The 8,764-nt window shown below is 66.0% G+C and carries 9 protein-coding genes; 4 read left to right on the forward strand and 5 right to left on the reverse strand.

Annotated features, from left to right (window positions below):
- Positions 1-416 precede the first annotated feature (416 nt).
- Both CQY20_RS32275 and CQY20_RS32280 read right to left on the reverse strand, forming a co-directional pair.
- A complete protein-coding gene (locus CQY20_RS32275) occupies positions 417-1,997 on the reverse strand; it encodes a glycoside hydrolase family 13 protein (protein WP_097945184.1) in 1,581 nt (526 codons plus the stop codon).
- Between the two features lie 190 nt (positions 1,998-2,187).
- Positions 2,188-2,595, reverse strand: a complete 408-nt coding sequence (locus CQY20_RS32280; protein ID WP_174814665.1) for a globin — start codon at positions 2,593-2,595, stop codon at positions 2,188-2,190.
- A gap of 153 nt (positions 2,596-2,748) precedes the next feature.
- On the opposite strand from CQY20_RS32280, the gene CQY20_RS32285 reads away from it, so the two are divergent.
- The 3 genes from CQY20_RS32285 to CQY20_RS32295 are packed head-to-tail and all read left to right on the forward strand — an operon-like array spanning position 2,749 to position 4,146.
- Positions 2,749-3,408: an HNH endonuclease gene (locus CQY20_RS32285; RefSeq protein WP_097945186.1), complete on the forward strand. Its 660-nt coding sequence runs from the start codon at positions 2,749-2,751 to the stop codon at positions 3,406-3,408.
- A 26-nt stretch (positions 3,409-3,434) separates the two neighbouring features.
- Positions 3,435-3,674: an aa3-type cytochrome oxidase subunit CtaJ gene (gene ctaJ / locus CQY20_RS32290; RefSeq protein WP_097945188.1), complete on the forward strand. Its 240-nt coding sequence runs from the start codon at positions 3,435-3,437 to the stop codon at positions 3,672-3,674.
- Positions 3,661-4,146: a DUF5130 domain-containing protein gene (locus CQY20_RS32295; protein ID WP_097945190.1), complete on the forward strand. Its 486-nt coding sequence runs from the start codon at positions 3,661-3,663 to the stop codon at positions 4,144-4,146. The genes ctaJ and CQY20_RS32295 overlap by 14 nt, the downstream gene beginning before the upstream one ends.
- Here the strand turns inward: CQY20_RS32295 and pepN are convergent.
- Together pepN and CQY20_RS32305 are read right to left on the reverse strand one after the other, a co-directional pair.
- The gene (gene pepN, locus CQY20_RS32300; RefSeq protein WP_097945192.1) at positions 4,139-6,721 is read right to left on the reverse strand and encodes an aminopeptidase N; all 2,583 of its coding nucleotides are present in this window, start codon (positions 6,719-6,721) and stop codon (positions 4,139-4,141) included. The genes CQY20_RS32295 and pepN overlap by 8 nt on opposite strands.
- 59 nt (positions 6,722-6,780) lie before the next feature.
- Positions 6,781-7,134, reverse strand: coding sequence for a DUF732 domain-containing protein (locus CQY20_RS32305; RefSeq protein WP_097945198.1), 354 nt, complete (start codon positions 7,132-7,134; stop codon positions 6,781-6,783).
- A 179-nt stretch (positions 7,135-7,313) separates the two neighbouring features.
- On the opposite strand from CQY20_RS32305, the gene CQY20_RS32310 reads away from it, so the two are divergent.
- On the forward strand, positions 7,314-7,934 hold the full coding sequence (locus CQY20_RS32310; RefSeq protein ID WP_097945194.1) for a mycothiol-dependent nitroreductase Rv2466c family protein: 621 nt from the start codon (positions 7,314-7,316) through the stop codon (positions 7,932-7,934).
- Positions 7,935-7,937: 3 nt separating this feature from the next.
- On the opposite strand, the gene CQY20_RS32315 is transcribed toward CQY20_RS32310, so the two are convergent.
- Entirely contained in the window at positions 7,938-8,618 is a 681-nt protein-coding gene (locus CQY20_RS32315; RefSeq protein ID WP_097945200.1) for a flavodoxin family protein, read from the reverse strand.
- Positions 8,619-8,764: the final 146 nt, after the last annotated feature.

Genomic DNA, 8,764 nt, shown 5'->3' on the forward strand with positions numbered 1-8,764 from the left:
AGGCCGCCCAGCATCACAACCACTCACCTGCACCCACAAAGAACCTCAATCGAGCGCCAGGTGAAAGATCGAGGCTAACTCGTGTGTCGGTACCCCCCCACCTTTTTTCTGGCGAGCGGGCGTGTCTGCAGGCGACACGCCGAGTGATTACCGGAGTTTACGCACGCTCGCTGCGGGATCAGATGTGTCGACGGGATATTGAGGTCGCGGCGTTCAACGGTCTGAACTCGTCAATGGCCCAGTCTTGCAATCAAGCGGACCGCTAAAGCACTACGGCTGATGCCCCGCGAGCGTGCGCAAACTCGTGAATTTTCCCGGCGTGTCGGCCGCAGACACGCACGCTCGCGGAAGAAGGAACTCGCGGAAGAAGGAACTCGCGGAAGAAGGAAGTGGTGGGAGGGGTGCGACCGACGGGATTAGGTGAGCCAGGCGGCGGCGTTCGGCGGCAATTTGCCGTCGACCAACGCAGCGCTGGCCAACAGCACGTCACCGGCGGGCAGCGCGACGGGCTGCGAGCCGGCATTCAACACGCAGACCAACCCGCCGTCGACGACGCGATACACCAGCACGTCCTCCGGCGCCTCAAGCCATTCAATCGCGGTGCCGTCGAACTCTTTTCGCGAAGCACGCAACCGCATCGCCGAGCGGTAGAACGACAGCGTCGAGCCTGGGTCGCGCAACTGCTTTTCGACCGTCAGCGTCGACCACTCCTGCGGCATCGGCAGCCAGGTGTCGGGGTTGGTCGAAAAGCCGAACGGGGGAGTCGAACCCTCCCACGGCATCGGCACCCGCGCTCCGTCGCGCCCGCGACGGGTATGCCCCGAGCGTTCCCACACCGGATCCTGCAGCGCCTCGTCGGGCAGGTCCACGTTGGCCAGGCCGAGCTCTTCACCGTTGTAGAGGAACACCGCGCCGGGCAGCGCCAGCATCACCAGCGCCATCGCCCATGCCCGAGCGAGCCCGACGTCGCCTCCGCCGTAGCGCGTCACCTCGCGGTCGACGTCATGATTCGACAGCGTCCACGTCGGCGTCGCTTTCTCAATTGCCGCCGCCGCCAACGAGTTTTCGATCGCATGACGAATGTCGGCGGCCTCGAATTCGGCGCGCACCATGCGGAAGTTGAAGCCCAGATGCAGTTCGTCGGCGCGCAGATACCGAGCGAACTGCTCGTTGTCGTACACCCACACCTCGCCGATCGCGACAGCATCCGGATAGTCGTTGAGCACCGTGCGGATGTGGCGATGGACGTCGTGCACGCCCTCGTGGTTGAACCTCGGGTCGTTGTCCATGTCGGCGAGCAGCATCTCGGCTTTCACGATGTCCATGTCGGGCAGGTCCCGTGGCTTGGACATGCCGTGTGCGACGTCGATGCGGAAACCGTCGACGCCGCGCTCGAGCCAGAACCGCAGCGTCTTCTCCAGATCGTCGTAGACCTCGGGATTCTCCCAATTCAGGTCGGGCTGCTCGGCGTCGAACAGATGCAGATACCACTGCTCGGCGCGCCCGTCGGACTCGGTGACGCGCGTCCATGCGGGCCCGCCGAAGATCGACAGCCAATTGTTCGGTGGTTGAGAACCGTCCGGTCCCGAGCCGTCGCGGAAGATGTAGCGCTCCCGCTCGGGGCTACCGGGCGGCGACGCGAGCGCGGCCCGAAACCACGGGTGCGCCGAACTGGTGTGGTTGGGCACCAGATCCATCGTCACCCTGATGTCGCGTGCGTGCGCGGCATCGATGAGCCGGTCGAGCGCCTCGATGCCGCCGAACAACGGGTCGACATCGCGCGGATCGGAGACGTCGTAGCCGTGGTCGGCCATCGGCGACACCATCACCGGGTTGAGCCAAATCGCGTCGACGCCAAGGGTTGTCAAGTAGTCGAGTCGCGCCGTCACGCCGTCGAGATCGCCGACCCCGTCGCCGTTGCGATCGCAGAACGACCGCGGATAGACCTGATAGAACACCGCATGCGCCCACCAGGGCCTGCCGTTCGAATCAGCCACACATCTCCTCTGAAAGTCCTCTGAAGGTCCTCCGAAAGATCCTCTGAAGTCCTCTGAAGGCTCGCGATCTTCCTAGTCTCACCGCTGGTATCCGCATATCCAAAGTCAGCGGGGGTATGCCAGCGGCCATGCCATCCGAGCGCCACGACGACGCCGTCGCCTCGGGCTGGGCGCTCTACCGGGCCGATGGCTAGAACGGCGAGTTGACCATCGAGTGGGCGGCCATCTCGAGGTAGTCCAGCAGCGCCTTGCGATGCTCGTCGTCGAGGGTCTGCGAGTCGATCTCGGCGACGGCGGTGTGCATGCAGCGCAGCCAGGCGTCACGCTCGATGTAGCCGATCTTGAACGGGCTGTGCCGCATCCGCAGCCGCGGGTGTCCGCGCCGATCAGAGTAGGTGCGCGGGCCGCCCCAGTACTGCTCGAGAAACATCCGCAGCCGCTCTTCGGCGGGGCCGAGGTCCTCTTCGGGGTACAGCGGGCGCAGGATCTCGTCTTCGCGGACGAGTTCGTAGAACCGCGACACGATCGCATGGAACGTGTCGTGGCCACCGACTTCGTCGTAGAAGGAGCGCTGCTGCGGCTGTGTCACGTCCCCCATTGTTCCTTGCGCCCGTCAACCGCCTGCTAAGCGCCCGTCAAGAGCCCGCCAGCCAGCGACGTCACCAGAAATTCACCCCCTTGACCAGTGGACACGGATGAATTTGTTATGCGATAGAGACCGATCCGTGGTGGACTGTCGGACGGAGGACGAATGGCGCATCGCAAGAAGGGCCGGTCGCGATTAGCCGGCCATCGGCATTCTGGCGCCGCTGCGGGCTCGTCCGGAGCGGCGACCGCGGCGACGCTGCTGCACAGCGTCGAACACTCGTCTCCCATTTCCCGCGACGGCTCGTTTTGGGGCCGTCGCCGCGTGTTGCTGCTGAACTCGACGTATGAGCCGTTGACGGCGCTGCCCATGCGCCGGGCCGTGGTCATGCTGATGTGCGGCAAGGCCGACGTGGTGCACGACGACCCGTCCGGCCCGATCATCCACTCGGCGACCCGGCAGATCGTCGTGCCGTCGGTGATCCGGCTGCGCACCTACGTGCGGGTGCCGTACCGGGCCCGCATCCCGATGACCCGCGCGGCGCTCATGCACCGCGACCGGTTTCGCTGCGCATACTGCGGCGCCAAGGCCGACACCGTCGACCATGTCGTGCCGCGCAGCCGCGGCGGCGACCACACCTGGGAGAACTGCGTGGCGGCCTGCTCGACGTGCAACCACCGCAAGGCCGACCGGCTGCTGGCCGAGCTGGGCTGGAAGTTGCGCTCGACGCCGACGCGGCCCAAGGGCCCGCACTGGCGGCTGTTGTCCACCGTCAAGGAACTCGATCCGGCGTGGATGCGATACCTGGGTGAGGGCGCGGCTTAAGCGGTGGCCACGATAGGGTTTTGCTCGTGAGCACCGCACTGACCCATACGCTACTGATTCTGGTGCCGCTGGGAATAACGCTGATCTTGGTCGTCCTGATCTGGGGCGTCGGCAAGAACCGCAAGGGCCCGCACGCGGCGAGCTACAAGTTGTCCGATCCGTGGACCTACGGGCCGATCCTGTGGGCGTCCGAGGAGCCGATCGCCCACGGCCATGTTCACGAGAAACCGTTGGAGATTGGAGGCGGCGCCAGTGGCAAGTGGTGAAGTCGCGACACGTGAACTGCCCCGCGGGTTTGTCGTCACGAGCAGCGGTCGCATCTCCGGGGTCACCGAACCCGGCGAACTGTCGATCAACTACCCGTTCCCGACGATGGATCTGGTGCGCCTCGACGACGCGCTGAAGTACGGGTCGCGTGCGGCCAAGGCCCGCTTCGCGGTGTACATCGGCCCCCTCGGCGAGGACCCCGCCGCCACCGCGCGGGAAATCCTCGCGAAGGTGCCGACCCCCAATAACGCCGTGCTGCTCGCCGTCTCGCCGGATCAGAGGGCCATCGAGGTCGTCTACGGCGCCGACGTGCGCGGCCGCGGCATCGAGGAGTCAGCGCCGCTCGGGGTGAAGGCCGCCGCGACGTCGTTCAACTACGGCAACCTGATCAGCGGACTGATCAGCGCCATCAAGGTGATGAGCGCCGGCGTGCGTCCGCCGCAACGCCGGCAACTGACCGCCGCTAGCTGACGTCGAAGGCGCGGGCCCGCAGCGCGCGTTCCACCCCGGCCCGCCCTTCGAGCACCAGCCGCCGCAGGGGAGGCGGCAACTCGCCGGCCAGGAACCTGTCGGCGGCGTCGAGTCCCTCCTGGCTGATGTCCCATGACGGGTAGAGGCCGACGACGACCGTCTGCGCCACCTCGCTGGACCGTCGCTGCCACACGCCGGGAATCGCCTCGAAGTACTTCGGTGTGAACGGCTTCAGCAGCGCCTGCTGGCCGGGCTGCACGAAGCCGTCGATGATCGCGCGCCCGACGATGTTGGGCAGCGTGTCATCCTCGATGACCAGCTGCCACGCGTTGTTCTTCACCGCCATCTGCGGGCGCGCCGCGGCGGCCCTGGCCGCATTGCGCTTGCCTGCCGCCGTCGGATCACGCTCGACCTCGGCGTCGATGAACGGGGTCGCCTCGCCGTCGCCGTCGATCTCACCCGCCGCGGCCAGCGCGGTGACGATGCGCCAGCGCAGATCGGTGTCGACGACCAGGCCGTTCAGCCCGTGCTCGGCGGGGTCGGTGTCCAGCAGCGCGGCCAGCACCGCGATGTGCCGCAACGCCAGCACCGAGCTGCACAACGCGTTGATGTAGGCCAGCTGGTGATCGGAGCCGGGTTCGGCGGCGCGGGCCAACTCCAGCAGCCGGTCGGCGAACGACGGCCAGCCCTCCGAGCACGCCCAGTCCGGGTCGGCGTAGGAGGCCAGCGCGGTCTGCGCCTGCATCAGCAGACGCTGCGCGACACCGACCTCGGTTTCGGCCTGCACACCGCGCTGCACCAGGGCGACGAAGTCGCGGGCCTTCAGCTCGGCGTCGCGCGTCATCTCCCACGCCGCCGACCAGACCAGCGTGCGGGGCAGCGGTTCGGCGATGTCGGCGATGCGGGTCAACGCGGTCTGCAACGAGTCCGGGTCCAGCCGCAGCGAGCAGTAGGTCAGGTCGTCGTCGTTGACCAGGACCAGCTTGCCGCGCGAAACTCCCTGCAGCGCAGGCACTTCGGTGAGCTCACCTTCGACGTCGAGCTCCTCGCGGTGCACCCGCACCAGCTTGCCCGAGCCGTCGTCGTCGTAGACGCCCACGGCCAGGCGGTGCACGCGCGTCTCGCCCGCGCCGGGTTGCGCACCGCTCTGGCTGATCGCGAAGCGGGTGAACCGGCCCTCGGCGTCGACGTCGAAGTCGGCGCGCAGCTTGTTGAGTCCCGTGGTCTTGAGCCACTGCTGGCCCCACTGCGAAAGGTCGCGGCCCGAGGACTTTTCGAGCGCACCCAGCAGGTCGCCGAAGGTGGCGTTGTCGAAGGCGTGGTCGCGGAAGTAGTCGCGCAGTCCGGCCAGGAACGCGTCCAGACCGACGTAGGCGACCAACTGCTTGAGTACGCTGGCGCCCTTGGCGTAGGTGATGCCGTCGAAGTTGACCTCGACGGCGGCCAGGTCCGGGATGTCGGCGGCCACCGGATGCGTCGACGGCAACTGATCCTGACGGTAGGCCCACGACTTCTCGGCGTTGGCGAAAGTGGTCCAGGCTTGGGTGTATTCGGTGGCTTCGGCCTGGCACAGTACCGACGCGAACGTCGCGAAGGATTCGTTGAGCCACAGGTCGTCCCACCACCGCATGGTGACCAGGTCGCCGAACCACATGTGCGCCATCTCGTGCAGCACCGTTTCGGCGCGGCGCTCGTAGGAGGCGCGGGTGACCTTGCTGCGGAAGACGTAGTCCTCCAGGAACGTGACCGCTCCGGCGTTTTCCATTGCGCCGGCGTTGAATTCAGGCACGAACAGCTGGTCGTACTTGCCGAAGGCGTACGGCTCGCCGAAGTTGCGGTGGTAGAAACCGAAGCCCTGCTTGGTCTCGGTGAACAGCCGTTCGGCGTCCATGAACTCCTGCAACGACTTTCGGCAGAACAGGCCGAGCGGGATGTCGCCGTGCTCGTCGGTGTAGACGTCGTCCCAGCGGGCATAGGGGCCGGCGATCAGCGCGACGAGATAGGTGCTCATCTTCGGCGTGGTCGCGAAAGTGTGTTTCTTCGCGTGCCCGTCGGGTTCCAGGCCGGCGGGTGCGCCGTTGGAGATCACCTGCCAGTGCACGGGTGCGGTGACGGTGATGTCGAACGTGGCTTTCAGGTCGGGTTGGTCGAAACACGCGAACATCCTTTTGGCGTCGGCGGTTTCGAACTGCGAGTACAGGTAGACCTCGTCGTCGACCGGGTCGACGAAGCGGTGCAGGCCTTCGCCGGTGTTGGAGTAGCGGCACAGTGCGTCGACGACGAGCGTGTTGCGCTCCTGCAGGCCGCGCAGGGCGATGCCGGTGGACTCGTCGTAGTCGGAGACGTCGAGATCGACTCCGTTGAGCGTGGCCTTGTGCACCGTCTCGGCGGCGAGGTCGATGTAGGTGTCGGCGCCGGGCAGCGCGCTGAACTCGACGGTCGTCACAGACCGGAAGGTCTTTTCGCTCGGGGCGCCTGCGCCGTCGGTCAGATCGAGGGCGATCGCGTAGCGGTCGACGGTGACGAGGGCGGCTCGTTCGATGGCCTGGTCGCGAGTCAGATTGGGAAGTACCACACGTCTAACTTAGTGGCCCCGCTCGCGCCGGGTCGGGTGAGCGCGGAGTTGGCCGCGTCTTAGCCGCCGAGCAGACCGTTCAGGCCCGGCATGCCCGGCACATTTTGGTCGCGCAGCATGTTGAGGAACGTGCCGTTGCCGATCGACCCCATCATCTGCGGGCAGTACATCTGGATCGCGATGCCGGTGAAGAACGCCGCCAGCCCGGGGTTGATGCCGTTGTCGGCGACGGTGGTGGCCACCTGCGCGAAGTTCTTGCCCGGCTCGACGAGCATCGGACAGACCCGCTCACCCAACTGCGCGGTGAGATCCGGGTTGTTGTCGGCATACGCGATGCCTGCGCGGTTGAGGGCGTCGAGGAACGCATCGCGGTCGACGATGTGGTTGTCGGCGGAGGCGGGCGCGGCCAGCATGAGACCCGCGGCCAGTGCGGCCGAGACGGCGATGACTGATAATCGTTTCACTTGTGTAACAGTGGTAGACGTTGGTCACATCGACAACACGCTTTTATAAAGGTTTGGAACACCCCCGCGTGGCGCATGGTTGAGCCTAGTGGTTTCGTTCACAACCACCCGACTGAAAGGACCCCGTAATGGCCGAGAAGTCTGTTGCCGGTTTCTGGTTCGACCCGCTGTGCCCCTGGTGCTGGATCACGTCGCGATGGATTCTCGAAGTCGAAAAGGTCCGCGATATCGAGGTGAACTTCCACGTCATGAGCCTGGCGGTGCTCAACGAGGGCCGTGATCTGCCCGAGGAGTACCAGGAGATGATGAAGAAGGCGTGGGGTCCGGTGCGGGTGGCCATCGCCGCCGAGCAGGCCAAGGGGCCGGAGATCCTCGGCCCGCTGTACACCGCCATGGGCACGCGCATCCACAATCTGAACTACCGCGAGACCGACCCCGATTTCACCCGCGTCATCAAGGAGTCGCTGGAAGAGGTCGGCCTGCCCGCTGAGCTGGCCGAGGCGGCGACGACGGACAAGTACGACGACGCGCTGCGCAAGAGCCATCACGAGGGCATGGACGCCGTCGGCGACGACGTCGGCACCCCGACGATTCACGTCAACGGTGTGGCGTTCTTCGGGCCGGTGCTTTCGAAGATCCCGCGCGGCGAGGAAGCCGGGAAGCTGTGGGACGCGTCGGTGACCTTCGCGTCGTATCCGCACTTCTGGGAGCTCAAGCGCACGCGCACCGAGCCGCCGACGTTCGACTGAGCATCACGCCGACTGTTCCCAGACCCGGCTGGAACGCACGGTGTCCAGCCGGTAGTCGGTCACCCTGGTCGTGAACAGCCGCGTGCCGAGGTCGCGGGCGCGGGCGACGGGATCGCTTGGGTCGCAGACGATTTCGCCGCGGCTGTTCGCGTTGCCAACCACCACGTCGACGAGGTCCTGGTGCAGGTATCGCGCCAGTTCCTGAAACTGCGCGATGACGCCCTGGGTGGCGCCGAGGTAGCTCTCCTCACAGGAGATCAGCACGCCGATCTTCTTACCCATGATGCCGTCGACCACTTCGTCCTGGCGCGGTGAGCCGTTGGACGTGTAGCAGAACAGCCGGTCGAACACGGTCTTCAACCGGCCGGGCATGCCGTAGAAGTACAGCGGCATCGCGAAGATGATGCCGTCGGCGGACAACATGTGGTCGATCAGCAATTCTTCGTAGCGGTCATCGAGCGAGCAGTTGCCGTCGTCGATGCGCCGGCATCGGCGGCAGTTGTCGAGCATGCGTTGGACGTACTCGTCGAGGAAGACGTGTTCGACGTCGTGGCCCGCCGCGCGGGCACCTTCGAGCGCCGCACGGGCAAGTACGTGTGAGTTCCCGTCTTCGCGCGGGCTGGAGCTGACGACGAGTGTATTATGCGGCGTCTCGTGCGGAGTCGTGTGCGGTCTGGTTTGCATCGCCATACATGACGTAAGGCCAGCGGAGCTTGCACCATTCCCGCGTGCGGTGCTGATTTCTGCGTCAGGCCTGAGTTAGGACATTTTGCTTAGTGCCCCGGTTCGGGGATGTTGAGGCTGGTCAGAATTTGTCGTTGGGGCTCGGG

Origin of the sequence: Mycolicibacterium agri (assembly GCF_002553505.1) — a bacterium.
GTDB classification, from domain to species: Bacteria; Actinomycetota; Actinomycetes; order Mycobacteriales; family Mycobacteriaceae; genus Mycobacterium; species Mycobacterium agri.

Excerpts from the sequence above, each read along its gene's own strand:
- CQY20_RS32280 (WP_174814665.1), bottom strand. The coding sequence starts at position 2,595 with ATGGGGGACGTGACACAGCCGCAGCAGCGCTCCTTCTACGACGAAGTC.
- CQY20_RS32285 (WP_097945186.1), top strand. The coding sequence starts at position 2,749 with ATGGCGCATCGCAAGAAGGGCCGGTCGCGATTAGCCGGCCATCGGCAT.
- CQY20_RS32305 (WP_097945198.1), bottom strand. The coding sequence starts at position 7,134 with ATGCTGGCCGCGCCCGCCTCCGCCGACAACCACATCGTCGACCGCGAT.
- CQY20_RS32310 (WP_097945194.1), top strand. The coding sequence starts at position 7,314 with ATGGCCGAGAAGTCTGTTGCCGGTTTCTGGTTCGACCCGCTGTGCCCC.
- CQY20_RS32315 (WP_097945200.1), bottom strand. The coding sequence starts at position 8,618 with ATGCAAACCAGACCGCACACGACTCCGCACGAGACGCCGCATAATACA.